At 72.2% G+C, this 15,292-nt stretch carries 14 protein-coding genes and 1 pseudogene; 8 read left to right on the top strand and 7 right to left on the bottom strand.

What is annotated here, in order from left to right:
• Positions 1-16 precede the first annotated feature (16 nt).
• A complete protein-coding gene (locus ACFKCF_RS15550; RefSeq protein WP_394494111.1) occupies positions 17-931 on the bottom strand; it encodes a lactonase family protein in 915 nt (304 codons plus the stop codon).
• 31 nt (positions 932-962) lie between these two features.
• Here ACFKCF_RS15550 and ACFKCF_RS15545 point away from each other — a divergent pair, with 31 nt between their 5' ends.
• Complete coding sequence (locus ACFKCF_RS15545) at positions 963-1,886, top strand: GNAT family N-acetyltransferase (RefSeq protein WP_394494109.1); 924 nt, start codon at positions 963-965, stop codon at positions 1,884-1,886.
• Here the strand turns inward: ACFKCF_RS15545 and ACFKCF_RS15540 are convergent.
• Positions 1,843-4,026 carry an MMPL family transporter gene (locus tag ACFKCF_RS15540; protein ID WP_394494108.1) on the bottom strand — a complete coding sequence of 728 codons (2,184 nt, stop codon included), beginning with the start codon at positions 4,024-4,026 and terminating at the stop codon, positions 1,843-1,845. The two genes, ACFKCF_RS15545 and ACFKCF_RS15540, sit on opposite strands and share 44 nt — an antisense overlap.
• 97 nt (positions 4,027-4,123) lie before the next feature.
• Here ACFKCF_RS15540 and ACFKCF_RS15535 point away from each other — a divergent pair, with 97 nt between their 5' ends.
• On the top strand, positions 4,124-4,717 hold the full coding sequence (locus ACFKCF_RS15535) for a TetR/AcrR family transcriptional regulator (protein ID WP_394494107.1): 594 nt from the start codon (positions 4,124-4,126) through the stop codon (positions 4,715-4,717).
• A 96-nt stretch (positions 4,718-4,813) separates the two neighbouring features.
• Here ACFKCF_RS15535 and ACFKCF_RS15530 read toward each other — a convergent pair whose 3' ends face one another.
• Positions 4,814-5,836: an alkaline phosphatase PhoX gene (locus ACFKCF_RS15530; RefSeq protein WP_394494105.1), complete on the bottom strand. Its 1,023-nt coding sequence runs from the start codon at positions 5,834-5,836 to the stop codon at positions 4,814-4,816.
• A gap of 188 nt (positions 5,837-6,024) precedes the next feature.
• Positions 6,025-6,492, bottom strand: a complete 468-nt coding sequence (locus ACFKCF_RS15525) for a Dps family protein (RefSeq protein ID WP_394494104.1) — start codon at positions 6,490-6,492, stop codon at positions 6,025-6,027.
• A gap of 109 nt (positions 6,493-6,601) precedes the next feature.
• Between ACFKCF_RS15525 and ACFKCF_RS15520 the strand changes: the two are divergent.
• Positions 6,602-6,865 (top strand): annotated as a pseudogene (locus tag ACFKCF_RS15520) (MerR family transcriptional regulator); the annotation flags it as partial.
• Positions 6,866-7,464: 599 nt separating this feature from the next.
• Here ACFKCF_RS15520 and ACFKCF_RS15515 read toward each other — a convergent pair.
• A complete protein-coding gene (locus tag ACFKCF_RS15515) occupies positions 7,465-8,895 on the bottom strand; it encodes an RNA-guided endonuclease InsQ/TnpB family protein (protein WP_394494103.1) in 1,431 nt (476 codons plus the stop codon).
• 145 nt (positions 8,896-9,040) lie between these two features.
• Here ACFKCF_RS15515 and ACFKCF_RS15510 point away from each other — a divergent pair, with 145 nt between their 5' ends.
• A complete protein-coding gene (locus ACFKCF_RS15510) occupies positions 9,041-11,380 on the top strand; it encodes a VIT domain-containing protein (protein WP_394494102.1) in 2,340 nt (779 codons plus the stop codon).
• A gap of 46 nt (positions 11,381-11,426) precedes the next feature.
• On the opposite strand, the gene ACFKCF_RS15505 is transcribed toward ACFKCF_RS15510, so the two are convergent.
• Complete coding sequence (locus ACFKCF_RS15505) at positions 11,427-11,690, bottom strand: YciI family protein (protein ID WP_394494101.1); 264 nt, start codon at positions 11,688-11,690, stop codon at positions 11,427-11,429.
• A 72-nt stretch (positions 11,691-11,762) separates the two neighbouring features.
• Here ACFKCF_RS15505 and ACFKCF_RS15500 point away from each other — a divergent pair, with 72 nt between their 5' ends.
• The 3 genes from ACFKCF_RS15500 to mmuM all read left to right on the top strand — a co-directional run bounded on the left by ACFKCF_RS15500 (position 11,763) and on the right by mmuM (position 14,271).
• Positions 11,763-12,437 (top strand): Crp/Fnr family transcriptional regulator, encoded by a 675-nt coding sequence (locus tag ACFKCF_RS15500; protein WP_394494100.1) that lies wholly within the window; start codon positions 11,763-11,765, stop codon positions 12,435-12,437.
• Positions 12,438-12,525: 88 nt separating this feature from the next.
• Positions 12,526-13,365: a trehalose-phosphatase gene (gene otsB / locus ACFKCF_RS15495; RefSeq protein WP_394494099.1), complete on the top strand. Its 840-nt coding sequence runs from the start codon at positions 12,526-12,528 to the stop codon at positions 13,363-13,365.
• Positions 13,366-13,404: 39 nt separating this feature from the next.
• Positions 13,405-14,271, top strand: a complete 867-nt coding sequence (mmuM, locus tag ACFKCF_RS15490; protein ID WP_394494098.1) for a homocysteine S-methyltransferase — start codon at positions 13,405-13,407, stop codon at positions 14,269-14,271.
• Positions 14,272-14,318: 47 nt separating this feature from the next.
• On the opposite strand, the gene ACFKCF_RS15485 is transcribed toward mmuM, so the two are convergent.
• Complete coding sequence (locus tag ACFKCF_RS15485) at positions 14,319-14,747, bottom strand: DoxX family protein (protein ID WP_394494097.1); 429 nt, start codon at positions 14,745-14,747, stop codon at positions 14,319-14,321.
• 83 nt (positions 14,748-14,830) lie between these two features.
• Here ACFKCF_RS15485 and ACFKCF_RS15480 point away from each other — a divergent pair, with 83 nt between their 5' ends.
• Positions 14,831-15,292, top strand: a complete 462-nt coding sequence (locus tag ACFKCF_RS15480; RefSeq protein WP_394494096.1) for a MarR family winged helix-turn-helix transcriptional regulator — start codon at positions 14,831-14,833, stop codon at positions 15,290-15,292.

The following is a 15,292-nucleotide window of genomic DNA, read 5'->3' as shown; positions in this document are numbered from 1 at the left end:
TGACTTGGCGAACTCCTTACATGATCAGCACACAGGCCGGGCTTTCGACCTCGTACGCCTCCCCCGCGGGTTCGGGCACGCCGTCCTTCAGCCGGAAGACGGTGACGGCGTCCGAGTGCTGGTCGGCCACGTACATGGTGGTCCCGTCGATGGCGAAGTGCCTGGGCCAGTCGCCGCCCGCCGGCACCTCCGCCACGTGCGACAGGTCGGCGGCGCGCAGCACCGTGACCGTGTTGGGCCCGCGGTTGGCGACGTACACGAGGTCGTCGCCGAGCTGGAGGTGGGACGGGGCGTTCTTGCCCCCCTCCTCGTCCTCGGCGCGCGAGGCGGGGACGACCGTGTGGCGCCCGTCCTCGATGAGGGTGACGGTGCCGGCGAGCTCGCCCGCCACGTAGAGGCGCGATCCGGAGAAGGCGAAGTGGCGCGGGCCGGTGCCGGGCTCCAGCTTGATCGGCTCCAGCGCGGTGCCGTCGTAGCGGTAGCGGCGGATCTCGTCGGTGCCGAGGTCGGAGACGTGCAAAATCCCGTCGTGGAAGACGACCTCGTGGGCGTGGGGGCCCTCCTGGCGCTCGGCGTCCGGGCCGGAGCCCTGGTGGCGCAGCACGATCGGCTCGCCCTCGAACGCGCCGCGATCGTCGAGGCGGTAGACGACGGCGACGCCGTCGCCGTAGTTGGCCGCCGCGAGCACGCTGCCGGTCGGGTCGACGGCGACGTGGCAGGGCAGCGAGCCTTCGCTCGGCCGCTCGTCCAGCATGTCGAGGGTCTCGCCGACCTGGTACGCGGTGAGCCAGCCGCGTTCGAGCTCGCCCACCGTGTACAGCACCGGCAGAGTGGGGTGGGCGGCCAGGAACGACGGCGAGGCCACTCTGGTGAGCCCGCCGCCGACCGTGACGATGCCGGGGCCGTATCCGCCTATGTAGACGCGCTTCACAACCGGGATCCTCTCATGGTTGACTGTAGCAATGAGTTCGTTGACGCAGGCAAGGGTCTCTGAGGTCAGGGCCTTCAACCGGTTCTATACGAAAGTGATCGGCGTGCTGCAGGCGGGCATGCTCGACTCGCCGTACTCGCTGACCGAGGTGAGGGTGCTGTTCGAGCTGGCGCACGCCGCGCCGATGGAGACCGGGGCGCTGCGCTCCCTGCTCGACCTGGACGCGGGCTACCTCAGCAGGATCCTCGCGCGCTTCGAGACCGACGGGCTGATCTCGCGCGAGCGGTCCTCGTCGGACGCCCGCAAGCAGCTCGTACGGCTCACCTCCGCGGGCACGGAGACGTTCGCGAACCTCGACAGGCGCTCGGCCGAGGAGATCGAGCGGCTGCTGTCCGGGCTGCCGGACGAGAGCCAGGGGCGTCTGGTGGCCGGCATGGCCACGATCAGGAGGCTGCTGGGCGACGGGGGCGCCGCGCAGCCGTACGTGATCAGGCCTCCGCGCACCGGCGACCTGGGCTGGGTCGTCTACCGGCACGGCGACCTCTACAGCCGCGAGTACGGCTGGGGCACGGAGTTCGAGCAGCTCGTCGCCAGGATCGTCGGCGAGCTGGACTTCTCCCGGGACGCCGGGTGGATCGCCGAGGTGGGCGGTGAGCGGGCCGGCTGTGTGTTCTGCGTGCGGCAGGACGAGACGACGGCCAAGCTGCGGATGCTGCTGGTGGAGCCGTCCGCCAGAGGGCTGGGGCTCGGGCGGCGGCTCGTGGAGGAGTGCCTGCGGCACGCGCGGGCCGAGGGCTACAAGCGGATCACGCTGTGGACCCGCGACTGCCTGGTGAGCGCGCGGCGGATCTACCAGGAGGCCGGGTTCGAGCTGGACTCGGAGGAGACGGGCATGGAGAACGGGGTCGAGGTCACCGAGCAGATGTGGTCACGCGACCTCTGGGCCACCAGTTGAGCGGGCCCGCCAGGCGCATCAGGCTCGGCACCAGCACCGCCCTGATCACGGTCGCGTCGACCAGCACGGCCACCGCCATGCCGACGCCCAGCATCTGCACGAACATCACCTGCGCCGTGGCGTAGGCGGCGAACGTGAGCGCCAGGATCCCGCCGGCGGCCGTGATCAGCGGCGCGCCCCGCTGCAGGCCGGTGGCCACGGCCTGCTCGGTGTCGCCCGTCCTGTCGTACTCCTCCTTGACGCGGGAGAGCAGGAACACCTCGTAGTCCATCGACAGGCCGTACGCGACGCAGAGCATCAGGATCGGGATGCTGGGGTCGAGGGTGCCGGTCGGCGTGAAGCCGAGGAGGCCGGCGAGGTGGCCGTCCTGGAAGACCCAGACGACGGCGCCGAACATGACCCCCATGCTGAGGAGGTTCAGCAGGGACGCCTTGAGCGGGATGATCAGGCTCCTGGTCATCCCGAAGAGGACCAGGAACGTGACGCCGAGCATGAGGGCCAGCACCAGGGGGAGCCGGTCGACGACGGAGGCGCGGTAGTCGGCCAGCTCGGCCGGGTAGCCGCCGATGAGGACCTCGAAGGGCGGCTCGACGGTGCGTACGGACTCCACCAGCCGCACCGGATCGTCGGCCAGCGCCTCGGCGGACGGGACCACGGACAGCCAGGCGTCCTGGATCGAACCCCGGCGGAACCTCTCGGGGACACCGTCGCCGACCCTGCTGCCGGCCGCGAACGAGCCGGCGGCGGAGTCGACCTGGGCGACCCCGGGGAGCCGGGACAACGCCACCGCATACTGCGAAATATCGCCTGACGTCGGATTTTTGGCGATTATCTGGATGGCGTCGGTCTCCTCCGCCGGGAAGGACTGCCGGATGACCTCCTGCGTCTGCCGGGACGAGGCTTCCAGGGGCAGGATGCGGTCGTCGGCCACGCCGAACCGCAGCCCCAGGAACGGCGAGGCGAGCAGCAGCAGCACCGCCGTGGCCAGCCCGCCGAACACCAGCGGCCGCCGCATCACCCGGACGGCCAGCGCGTGCCAGAACCCCGCGTCCCGCTCCGGCGCGAACCGCTTGGGGAGCACCGTGGTCCCGATCGAGGCCAGCACGGCGGGCAGCACGATCACCGCCGCGAACAGCCCGCCGGCGACGACGGCGACGCCCGCGTACGCGAAGGATCTCAGGAAGTCGAACGGCAACGCGAACAGCACGGCCAGGGACGAGGCCACGGTGAGCCCGCTGAACAGCACCGTCCGCCCCGCGTGCTCCACGGCCCCGGCCACCGCGCTCGCCCGGTCCGCACCGCGCCGCGTCTCCTCCCGGAAGCGCTGGATGACGAACAGGCAGTAGTCGATGCCGAGCCCGAGCCCCATCGCGAGGGTCAGGTTCAGGGCGAACGTGGAGATCCCGGTGAAGGCCAGGGGCACGCGCAGCAGCGCCAGCCCGATCACCATCGCGAACACCCCGGCCAGGATCGGCACCAGGGCCGCCATGGCGCGCCGCTGGTAGAGCCAGAGCAGCGCGAACGCCAGCGGGAAGATGACCAGCTCGGCCCGCAGGAAGTCCTGCCTGGACAGCGGCACCGTCTCCCTGAACACCTCCTCCCCTCCCCCGGCCCGCACCTGGAGCAGGCCGGTGCCCTCGGTGATCTCGGGCACGAGCCTGGGCAGCACCCGCCCGCGCACGTGGTCGGCGTCCCCGGGGACGCGCACCACGACCAGCGCGTGCCTGCCGTCCCGGCTGCGCATGGTGGCGGGCTTGCCGCGGGTCCAGTACGAGGCGGACTCGGCGACCCCCTCCTGCCCGCCGATCCGCGCGGTCAGCGCCCTGCCCTCGGCCTCGACCGCGGGATCGTCCACGGTGCCGGCCTTCGCGGTCACCAGGAAGATCATGTCGGGGCTGCCCGTCCCGAACCGCCGCACGAGCTCGGCCTGCGCCCGGTCCGACTCCGATCCCGGCGCCTCGAACCTGGCCAGCGACAGCCGCGGCACCGCCCCGGCCGCCAGCGCCGCGGCGGCGGCGAGCACGACCAGGGTCAGGACGAGCACGGCCCGGCGGCGCCGGACGAGAAGGAAGCCCAGCCTGCGCAGCGGCGGCCCGGCCGCCTCCGTGTGGACCGGCCGTGGCCGCGTGTTCAGCGCCATGTGGGGTGCCCCCGAATCAAAACTCGGTAAACTACTCGTGTTTGCTCTCCGGATCAGAAATACAAGTAAATGCTCGCATTTGTCAACGAGGAGACCCATGCCTGAACGCACGGTTCGCCGGCAGGCGCGTGGCCTGAAGCGCATGGCGGAGATCCTCGACGCCGCCGAGTCGGTGATCGCCGAGGTCGGATACCCGGACATGACGACGAACCACGTCGCCACGCGGGCGGGGATGTCGCCCGGGTCGCTCTACCAGTTCTTCCGCAACAAGGAGGAGATCCTCGACGGGCTGGTGTCCCGCTACACCGACGACCGGCAGGAGTTCTGGGCCGCGCGGCTGGCCGCCGTCACCCCGGAGGTGCCGCTGGAGACGCTGGTGGAGCAGGTCGTGGACGAGAGCGTCAGGTTCAAGGGCGCGTCACCGGCGTACTGGTCGCTCCTGTACGGGTCGGCGACGGGCGACCAGCTGGCCTCGGCCTCGCGGCGGCTGCACGCCGACATCGCCCGGCAGGTCGCGGCCATGCTCCGCCGCCGCTCCCCCGGCCTGGCGCAGGAGCGCGCCGAGCTCATGGGGACGATGGCGGTGGCCATGGTGAAGGCGGTGATGCCGCTGATCACCACGGCGACGCCGGAGCGCGGGACGGAGCTGGTCGAGGAGCTGAAGCTCGCCCTGGTCCGCTACCTGCGCTGACCGCGTCCCCCGCGGCCAGCTCCGGAAAGGGCCGCATGCGGCCCTCGCGGGCAGCTCCGGAAGGGGCCCGTCACCTCGAAGATGCGGCCCTCGCGGTCAGCTCCGGAAGGGGCCCGTCACCTCGAAGGTGTGGCCCTCGGTGCGGCCGCGCCGGGCCGAGAAGTAGAGCCGCTCGCCCTCCGGCGAGAACGCCAGCCCGGTCAACTCCGCCCCGGCGTGCCCCTCCAGCCTGAGGAACGGCGTGACCGCGCGGTCGGGGGTGATGACGTCGATCTCCGTCGTCTCCCTGGCCACGTACAGGTCGCCGGAGGGGGCGGCGGTGATCGCGCGCACGCCCTCGCACAGCCGCTCGATCGCGGAGGTCTGCGCGTCGTAGGCCCACAGGCCCGTGTCGCCCTTGGTCGTGAAGTAGCACACCCCGCCCGCGTAGTGGCAGCCGTCGCCGCCGTCGAAGTGGCGGGCGTCCTCGACCTGGTGGCGGGCCTCCGTGCGCAGCGCCGCCGGCGAGGGCACCACCTGCCAGTGGCCCGAGGAGCACAGCACCTCCAGCGCGCCCTCCGTCAGGTCACCCCAGTCGCCCGGCCTGAACCGGTAGAAGCAGCCGTCGGGCTCGTCCTCGGTCATGTAGACGACGTGCCGCTCGGGGTCGCAGGCGGCGGCCTCGTGCTTGAAGCGGCCCATGGCCAGCCGGGGGCGGGCGGCGCGGGCGCCGTACGGGTCGCACTCGAAGACGCGGCCGCGGTGGCCCAGCTCGCACGACAGCCAGGTGTGCCACGGCGTGGCGCCGCCCGCGCAGTTGAGGTCGGTGCCCGACAGGATGCGGTAGGCGTCGCCGATGGTGCCGTCGGCGCGGAAGCGCAGCGCCGACGCGCCGCCGAGCAGGGGCAGCTCGGAGTTGGACACGTAGATCCAGCCGGCGCCGTCGGGGAAGCAGGCGCCGCCGTCGGGGGCCGCGTGCCAGGTCAGCCCGGCGACCTTGTGGCCCGAGCGGGCCACCACCCTGCCGGTGAAGCCTGAGGGCAGCGCGAGGCCGTCGGCGCCCGGCAGGCCGAGCGATCCGTACGGGCTGATGCCGCCCCGCAAGAGCGGGCCCGTGCGGAGGAGAGTCTTGTGGGACATCGTGGGGCCTCCCTCTAGGTGCCACGCTAGTCGACCGCACCGACATGAATGGCAGGGACTCGCGACATCAAACTCTGCGCAAACCCCGGACTCCCTTCGCGCGATCATCCGGCCAACTCCACGTCGGCCCGGGGGCGTGGCATGCCAAAGCCCGGGCTCCCGTACGGGCTCCCGGGCTTTCTGGCAGGTCAGGCCTGGGCCTGGAACATCCAGTGCTGTTTGTCGATGTCCTGTGCCACCGCGATGAGCAGGTCCTGGGTGACCGGGTCGGGCTCGTCGGTGGCCCGGACGCGCTCGTGCATCCGCTTGCTGATGCCGTCCAGCAGGCCGGTGATCGTCGCCACGACCTTGCCGTCCTCGATCCAGCCGGACTCCGGCTGCTGCAGCTTCGTGGACCTGGCGACCGTGGTGGAACGCCCGTCCGGGTTGATCCCGACGGCGACGGCGCGTTCGGCGATGGTGTCCATGTGGGACCTGGCGAGCTCGGTGAGCTCGTCGAGCTGAAGGTGGATCGGGCGGAAGTGAGGGCCGATGAGGTTCCAGTGCGCTTGCTTGGCGACCAGCGAGAGGTCGATGAGATCGACCAAAGCACCCTGCAGGGCCTCTGCGACGGTGTCCTTGGCGTCGCCCGAGAGTGGGCCGGTGATCATGGCCATGTCCTGTTCCTCCCCGTCGATCGGACTTTTCCCTATGGAGAACGACATGGCGGCGGCCATTCTTCCGTCACCGTTGACAGTGTAACAATGACAGTGTCACTGTGGAGGTATGAGCGACATCTGGACCATCGGCGAGCTGGCCGAGCGCGCGGCGCTGGCGCTGCGGGCCGGCTCGGACGGCGCCCCGGCCGCCAACGGCCGGGTCCGCGATGTGCCGGGCGAGCGGCTGATCAGGTGGTACACGACGATCGGGCTGGTGGACCCGCCGCTGACCAGGCGCGGCCGCATCGCCCAGTACGGCCGGCGGCACCTGCTGCAACTCGTGGCCGTGAAGCGGCTGCAGGCCGCCGGACACTCGATCGCCCAGATCCAGACGGCTCTGGCGGGTGCCACGGACCGCATGCTGGAGACCGCCGCGGGCCTGGGCGGCACAGCAGGCCCGAATACGACGGCCCGGATTGAGGACGCGCCGCTCGGTGGCAGGCTGCCGAAAGGCGGGTTCACGCATGACGGCGATGCGAGTTTCGACGCCACTCCCTTGTACGACGGTGCCAGGCCCCGGCCCGCCGCCCCGCACAAGGGCGAGAGACCGGCCGCCGGTGCCGAGTGGACCAGCGGTGTGGCCGAGCGGGGCGAGACCTGGGCCGATGGCGGCACGGCACGGCACGGCGACGGCGACGGCGCGACACGACCCGTCACGGCCCCCCAAGAAGGCACGGCAGGAATGACCCCCTCGACGCGCCCGGGTGCGGCGGCGCGGGCCCCTGCGGGCAGCGCGCCTCCCGAGGAAGGCGGCGCGCGGGCCGATGACACGAAGTCCAGGCGCGGCCGCTTCTGGGCCGAGCGGCCGGGGAAGGGGGGCACGCAAACCCATGAGGCACCTCTTGCGGCCGGTCAGCGGCATGAAGCAACCGGGCAGCCGCCCGAGGCAATCACCGCGGCCGGGCAGCAGCAGGAGACGGCCGATGGTGGTCAGCAGCCCTGGGTGGCCGGTGCGCCGGATGGCGGGTCGGCACGTACCGATGTCTCGTTCGTGGTCACAGGGATCAGGTTGGGAGAGGGGGTGCGGCTCGTGCTGGACACGGGCCGGGTCCCGTCGGAGAAGGACGTCCAGGCGGTGCTGGCAGCGGCGGAGCCGCTTCTCGCGGTGCTCGAAGAAAGGGAGCTGATGCCAACTACCACCGGCTGAACCGGTGGCTTGCTCTCCTGGTCCCGTCTGGCTGAAGGGAGGTCGGTAGCGTGCGGACGGTTGACTGCGCCCCAGCCGCCAACGGCTCGTATGGAGACGTTGATGGCCGCGATGTGGTCGGCGTGCCCAGCGAGGCCGCACCGTTGACAAAGGAACCGGCCGCCGCGTGCAGGCCGGTTCTGGCGGGAGATGTGATCGCGCTCAGGGCAGGTTTGGCTGGTGTAGGCCGGGTCCACCAGTACGAGTGCGACTCCCGCACGTTGTGTCTTGTACCGAACGAATCCGATCATCTGGGCGAATGCCCAGGAGTGCAGGGTGCGCCGCTGGGACCGATGAGCCCTTGCCCGCCCACGGATGCCCTGGAGATCTTCCAGAGCCACACCGCGACCGGTGTGTTCGGCCTCGCGCACCACGTGTTTGGAGATCTGATGGTTGACGTCGGCTATCGTCCTCGCCTCCCGTCCGGCCAGGCGGCGCAGCACCCGCCGAGCCGAAGAAGTGGCCTTCGTTTGCAGCCGCCTGCGCTGGCGGTGACGACGCGCGCGCAGCGCGCGGACGTGGCCGTTGCCCTTGACTGTGCCCGGCAGGACCGAGCCCGGCAGCACCGCCCCATCGCTGGTGACCGCCAGGCTGGCCACGCCTTGATCCACCCCGAGAAAGCCTGCCACCGGTTCTGCGATGACGGATACGGGCACAGCGACCGCGACCTTCAGCAGCCACACCCCGTTGCGGCATATCAAGTCACATTCGCCCGGAGGCAACTGCTCGACCGCCTCCAGATCGATGTCCCGGCCAAGGTAGCCGAGCTGGAGCCGACCGTGCGGGGTCCAGATCGAGATGGTGCCAGCGTCTCGGTTGGAGGTGAGCATCCGGGCGTCGAACGGGACCGCGCCGTTCGAGCGGAAGATGTGCGCCCGCTTCCTGGAGGCGCTCCGGTTGGCATGGGCGCCGACGACCCGGGCAATCGCCCGCACCGCCGCCTGTGCCCCCAGACTGGGGAACTGCTCGCGCAACTCGCGGTAAACCGACCGATGCAGCTGCACCTGGCCCACCAGGCCACGCCGCCACGCCGCTGTGGAGGCATAGGCAGCGGCCTGGTTGCACAGTGCCACGGTGGCGGCCAGGATCTCCGCATCCAGGTCGCTGACCAGCAGCTTGAGCTGCACCACCGATGCCGACCCGGCCTGCTTGACCACCGACCTGGGCAGCCCCATCCCACTACCTCCCTTGAATCGCAACCACCACGGACAGCACATGGCGTCACCGACAAAACTCATAGAGCAACAGGAACGAGAAGACTGAAGGGGGGAGGCGCCTCCATCTCGGCATGAACGCCGAGGTCTTTGCGCCACAGGGCATATGAAGATCACTTCGCTGGAGCCCGCACGGTGCCTGCCGGTGCCGGACGCCGGGTTCGGCGCGCTGCGGACCGAGCGCGGCAACCTGCCGCTCGAAAGCGTGGACGTGAACGCCGGCATCTCCGGCCTCATCGCCGGGGTCGAGGTGACCCAGGGGTTCAGGAATCCGTTCGACGTCACCCTGGAGGCCACGTACGTCTTCCCGCTGCCCGACCGGGCGGCCGTCACCGGGTTCCGGATGGAGGCCGACGACCGGGTGATCGAGGGCGTGCTGAAGGAGCGCGCCCAGGCCAGGGCCGACTACGACCAGGCGCTGCGCGAGGGCAGGCGGGCCGCGATCGCCGAGGAGGACCGGCCCGACGTGTTCACGATCCGGGTGGGCAACATCCTGCCCGGCGAGCGCGTCTCGGTCCGGCTGACCATGAGCCAGCCCCTGCCGTACGAGGACGGGGCGGCCACGTTCCGATTCCCGCTGGTCGTGGCCCCGCGCTACATTCCGGGCAGCCCCATCGACGGCCCGCCCGCGGGCGACGGGGTCGCGCCCGACACGGACGCGGTGCCGGACGCGTCCAGGATCAGCCCGCCCGTCCTGCTGCCCGGCTTCCCCGACCCGGTGCGCCTGTCGCTGAGCGCGACCGTGGACGCGGCCGGGCTGGAGCTGCGCGAGCTGGCCTCCAGCCTGCACGTGGTGGAGGAGGAGGGCCACACGGTACGGCTGCGCCCCGGCGAGCGGCTCGACCGCGACTTCATCCTGCGGCTGTCGTTCGACGCGTCCACGTCCTTGCAGCTCGACAGCCGGGGGACGTTCGCGCTCACCGTCGTGCCGCCGCCGCTCCAGTCCACGCGCGCGCCGCGCGACCTGGTGCTGGTGCTCGACCGTTCCGGCAGCATGGGCGGCTGGAAGATGGTCGCCGCGAGGAGGGCCGCGGCCCGCATCGTCGACACGCTGACGGCCCAGGACAGGTTCGCGGTGCTGACGTTCGACTCGGTGGTGGAGGAGGCGTTCGAGGGCCTGGTGGAGGCGTCCGACCGCAACCGCTACCGGGCCGTCGAGCACCTAGCGCGGGTGGACGCCCGCGGCGGCACCGAGCTGCTGGAGCCGCTGCGGCGCGCCATCGCCCTGCTGGGCGGCCGGGACGAGCGGGAACGCGTCATCGTCCTGGTCACCGACGGCCAGGTGGGCAACGAGGACCAGATCCTGGAGCAGGCGGGCGGCGCCCTGTCGGCGATGCGCGTGCACACGGTCGGCATCGACCGCGCCGTGAACGCCGGCTTCCTCGGACGCCTGGCCGGGCTCGGCGCGGGCCGGTGCGAGCTGGTCGAGTCGGAGGACCGGCTGGACGCGGCCATGGAGCAGATCCACCGCCGGATCGGCGCTCCCCTGGTGACCGACCTGTCCGTCAAGGGGCTCGAGCTCGAGCCGGACACCGTCACCCATCTCGGGTCGATCTTCCCGGGCGTGCCGCTGCGCGTGTACGGGCGCCACCGCGAGGGCTCCTCACTCACCGTGCGCGGCCTGGCGGCCGGAGGGCCGTGGGAGGAGCAGGTCACGGGCGTGACGGTGGACAATCCGGCCATCCAGGCCGTGTGGGCCCGCGCGCACCTGCGGGAGCTGGAGGACCGCTACGCCATGGGCGAGCACGACCTGGAGCCGCGGATCGTGCGGACGTCGCTGGAGTACGGCGTGCTGTGCCGCTTCACCGCGTACGTGGCGGTCGACACCAGGCAGGTCGCCGACGGAGGGCCCGAGCACCGGGTCATCCAGCCGGTCGAGCCGCCGAGCGGGTGGGAGCTGCCGCAGAGCTCGCCGATGATGGGCTTCATGGCGCAGGCGGCGGTGATGGCCGCCCCGCCGGCCGCCCCGCGGATGCGGATGCCGGACCCCGGTCTCGGTCCCGCCGACGCGGCACCGGATTTCCTGGCCGGTGGGCCGGCGGCGGGCGGAGGGGGCTTCGGTGGGCCGCCGACGCCCGCGCCCTTCGCGCCGCGCAGGCCGGGCAGCGCTGGCAGGGCGCCGAAGTTCGCGCCGCGTCCCGCCCACCCGCTGGACTCCGTCAGGCCGCAGCTGGTGGCCGAGCTCGACCGGCTGAAGGCGCTGCCCATGGCCGATCTGCTCTATCTGGCGGACCTGGGCTCGCGGCTGGCGGCGCTGGCGGCCTACCTCGGGGGCAACGCGGAGCTGGAGACGCTGGCCCGCGAGCTGGAGGCCGCCGAGCGGCCGGGCGCCGAAGCCCAAGCCCTGCACGACCGGGCGGTGGAGGTCCTCACGACGCTCGTGGGCGGATCCGGCCAAGGCGGGTCCGGCGGCCCTCGCCGTGGGCCCTTCTGGAAGCGCTCGTAGGCCATGGCGTTCTCCGGGGGCCCGGCCGGGCCCCTGGAGAACGGGGCTACAGGATCGGCGTCCACTGCTTCATGAGGACGATCTCGTAGCCGTTCACCGCCGTGTACGGATCCTCCCGGAGGATGTCGCGCAGCTCGGCCTCGTCCGCCACCTCGTACACGTGCAGCGCCCCCGAATCGTCCGCCCAGGGCCCGGCGCTCACCAGCCGCCCCTGGTCCTTGAGCCGCCGCAGGTGTTCCCGGTGCGCGGGCCGTGCCGCGAGGCGGCCGGGGTCGCCGTCGAAGGCCAGTTGGAGTACGTATCTCGCCATGCCCGCACGCTAGAGGTCCCACGTGCCGGCGCTCAGCATCGCCGGGCACCGGGCTGGTGTATATCGGGATACATGACGTACACGCTGGCTGACCTGCCGATGTTCGGCGGGCTCGACGAAGGGCGGCTGGGCGGGCTCGCGGCGCTGTCGCGGCGGCGGCGCTACCCGGCCGGGCAGGTGCTGTGCACCGAGGGCGATCCGGCGGAGCACCTGATCGTGCTGCTCGACGGGCGGGTCAGGGCCGGGCGGGTGAGCGCCGAGGGCAAGGAGGTGGTGCTCGCCGTGGAGGAGGCGCCCGTCGCGTTCGACAAGACGGCGCTCCTCGTGGACGGCCCGCACCGGGCGACCCGTACGGCCATGACGGCGGTGGAGGTGGCGTACCTGCCGCGCTCGGCGGTGCTGGAGCTCGTCGCCGCCGAACCGTCCGTCGCGGCGCGGCTGCTGCGCACGCTGGCCGCCACCGTACGGGACCTCGACGAGCGGCTGACCGACGCCGCGGTGCGCGACGTGCCCTCGCGCGTGGCCACCTGGCTGGTACGGCGCTGCGCCGGCGGCCGCGTCCCCCTGCACGCCGGCCAGGCGGGCCTGGGGGCCGAGATCGGCGCGACCAGGGTGAGCGTCAACCGGGCCCTGCGCGGGTTCGAGCGGCGGGGGATGATCGAGATCCGGGCCGGCGAGGTGGTCGTGCTCGACCCGCGCGCCCTCTCCCGCCTGGCGGCCCTCCCGGCCCCGGACACGGCGTCGTGATCATGTACGGCGGGTGGCGGGCAAGGGCCGGGAAATTCACGGGAAGGCGTCTGTCCGACCCGGTCGCGCTGTTCTATCGTCACTGAGCATGGCGACCTCTCGCGCCCCGCTCCGCTTCGCCGAAGCAGTGTCCGCCACCGTCTCGGAGAGCGCCGGATCCGGCTTCTTCTTCGACTACGACGGCACCATCGCCCCGATCATGCGCGACCCCGGCGCGGTGTCCCCCGTGGCCGGTGCGGTGGAGCGGCTGCAGGTGCTGGCCAGGCTCGTGAGCAAGGTCGCGATCGTGTCCGCCCGCCCCGCCGCCTACCTGCGCGACCGCTTCTCGGGCGCTCCCCAGCTGCGCCTGTTCGGCCTGTACGGCATGCAGACCGTCGAGGACGGCCGCGTGCGCACGGACGCCGAGGCCGAGCCGTGGGCCCCGGTCATGCGGCGCGTGGCCGAGGAGGCCGCCCGAGACCTGCCGCGCGAGATCCTGATCGAGGACAAGGCCCTGATCGTGGCGCTGCACTACCGCTCGGCCCCGGCGCTGCGCGGCGCGGTCGAACGGTGGTCGTCCCGCAAGGCGGCCGAGCTGGGGCTGCGGGAGCAGGACGGGCGCATGGTCGTCGAGCTCAGGCCGCCCGTCGAGCGCGACAAGGGCACGGTCGTCGCCCGCGAGATCGAGACGCTGACCCGTGCCTGGTACTTCGGCGACGACCTCTCCGACGGCCGGGCCTTCGACGCGCTGCGCGGCAGGGAGGAGCGGGACCCGGCCTTCATGGGCGTCCGGGTCGCGGTGGCGAACGCCGAGACGGGCGACGAGCTGGCCCGCGTGGCGGACTTCACGGTGGACTCGCCCGAGGACACGCCGGCCCTGCTCGACCACGTGATCAGCGCCTTCCCCGGCCGGCCTCCGGTGGTGGGCGCGGGCTCACGCCCCCGGTAGGCGGCCCCGGGCCCGCTCACGTGCTCGTACCCTGGTGGAGTGACTGCACTTGTCCTGGACGGCGGCCTGTCCACCCAGCTCGAACGGCTCGGCGCCGACCTCGGCGACGAGCTCTGGTCGGCGCGGCTGCTGCTGGAGCGGCCCGAGCTGATCCGGCGCGCCCACGCCGACTACTTCGCGGCGGGCGCCGACGTGGCCACGACCGCCAGCTATCAGGCCACGATCGCGGGATTCGTCCGGCGCGGCCTCGACGTGGCTGCGGCCGAGCGGCTGATCAGGCTGTCGGTCGAGCTGGCCGCGCAGGCCCGCGACGAGGCCGGAGGCGGGCTGGTGGCGGCCTCGGTCGGCCCGTACGGCGCCTTCCTGGCCAACGGCGCCGAATACACCGGCGACTACGACCTCGACGAGGACGGCCTGTTCGACTGGCACCTGCCGCGCTGGGAGATCCTCGCCTCGGCCGGGGCCGACCTGCTGGCCTGCGAGACGATCCCGTCCTACCCCGAGGCGCGGGCGCTGGCCAGGCTGCTGGCCCGCACGCCCGAGGCGAAGGCGTGGGTGAGCTTCTCGTGCCGCGACGGCGAGCGGCTCAACGACGGCACGCCGATCACGGAGGCGGCCGCGCTGTTCAGCGGAAACCCGCAGGTGGTGGCCGTCGGGGCCAACTGCACCGCGCCGCGTCACATCCCCGGGCTGATCTCGTGCCTGGCGGGCGGGCTGCCCGTGGTGGTCTACCCCAACTCGGGCGAGACGTGGGACGCCGGGCACCGCCGGTGGCTGGGGCTGGCCGACCCGGTGGAGTTCGGGCAGGCGGCCAAGGAGTGGCGGCTGGCGGGCGCGTCGCTGATCGGCGGATGCTGCCGTACGACGCCCGAGCACATCGCGCAGATCCGCGCCCATCTCTCCTGAAACGCGGCGGGACCCCGCGCAGGCGCGGGGTCCCGGACAGGCAGCCGTCAGGCGAGCGCCGACTCGGGGCTGCGGCGGCGGGCCAGGACGTTGTCCAGGGCCAGCGCGCCCCCGCCGGTGAAGCCGATGGCCAGGCTGGCCGCGGCCAGTGCCAGGACGAACTCGTAGCCGCCCTCGCCGGCGCTGAACCCGCTCGCGCCGTGCACGAACACGATGGCGCCCACCATGTCGAGGGCCAGCAGCGTGCCGACGATCGGCAGCGCGGCGCCCAGGATCAGCGCGAGCCCGCCGGCCACCTCCAGCACGGCGACGGCGGGCGCGGCCACGGAGGCCAGCGGGATGCCCGCAGACTCGAAGAACTTGGTCGTGCCCGCGATCCCCATGGTCGCGAACTTCTGGTAGCCGTGCACGAGGAAGATCACGCCGATGGCGATCCTCGCGAGCAGCAGGACGACGGGGCGCGCCTGGCCGATCATGCGATCTCTCCTTAGAGTCGTTCAGATTTGAACAACAACCCTAGCATCGTTTGTTCAAATCTGAACGACAGTAGACTGAACCGGTGACGGACCCCCGATGGCTCGACGCGACGGAGATGGCGGCGTGGCGCGCCTTCCTCTCCACCGCCCACCTGCTCGAACGGCGGATCGAGGAGCAGCTCAAGGCCGCGGCCGGGCTGACTCATCCGCAGTACGAAATTCTGACGCGACTGTCGGACGCCCCGGGCCGTCAGATGCGCATGACCGAGCTGGCCAAGGGCGTCGTGGTGTCGAAGAGCGCGCTGACGTACCAGATCACCCAGCTGGAGAAGGCGGGCCTGGTGGAACGCGCCACCTGTCCGGGCGACGAGCGCGGGGTGCTGGCGGTGCTCACCGACGCGGGCGTGCGCTGCCTGGAACGCGTGGCGCCGGGTCACCTGGAGGTCGTGCGCGCGTACCTGATCGACCGGATCAGCCGCGCCGAGCTGCGCACGATGACCACGGCCATGCAGAAGACCGAGGCGGTCTTACGCGCCTCCGGGTGA

This window comes from Nonomuraea sp. JJY05 (assembly GCF_043496855.1).
GTDB lineage: Bacteria > Actinomycetota > Actinomycetes > Streptosporangiales > Streptosporangiaceae > Nonomuraea.
The sequence above is the reverse complement of the archived record's forward strand: the minus strand, read 5'-3'. Positions and strand labels throughout refer to the sequence as shown.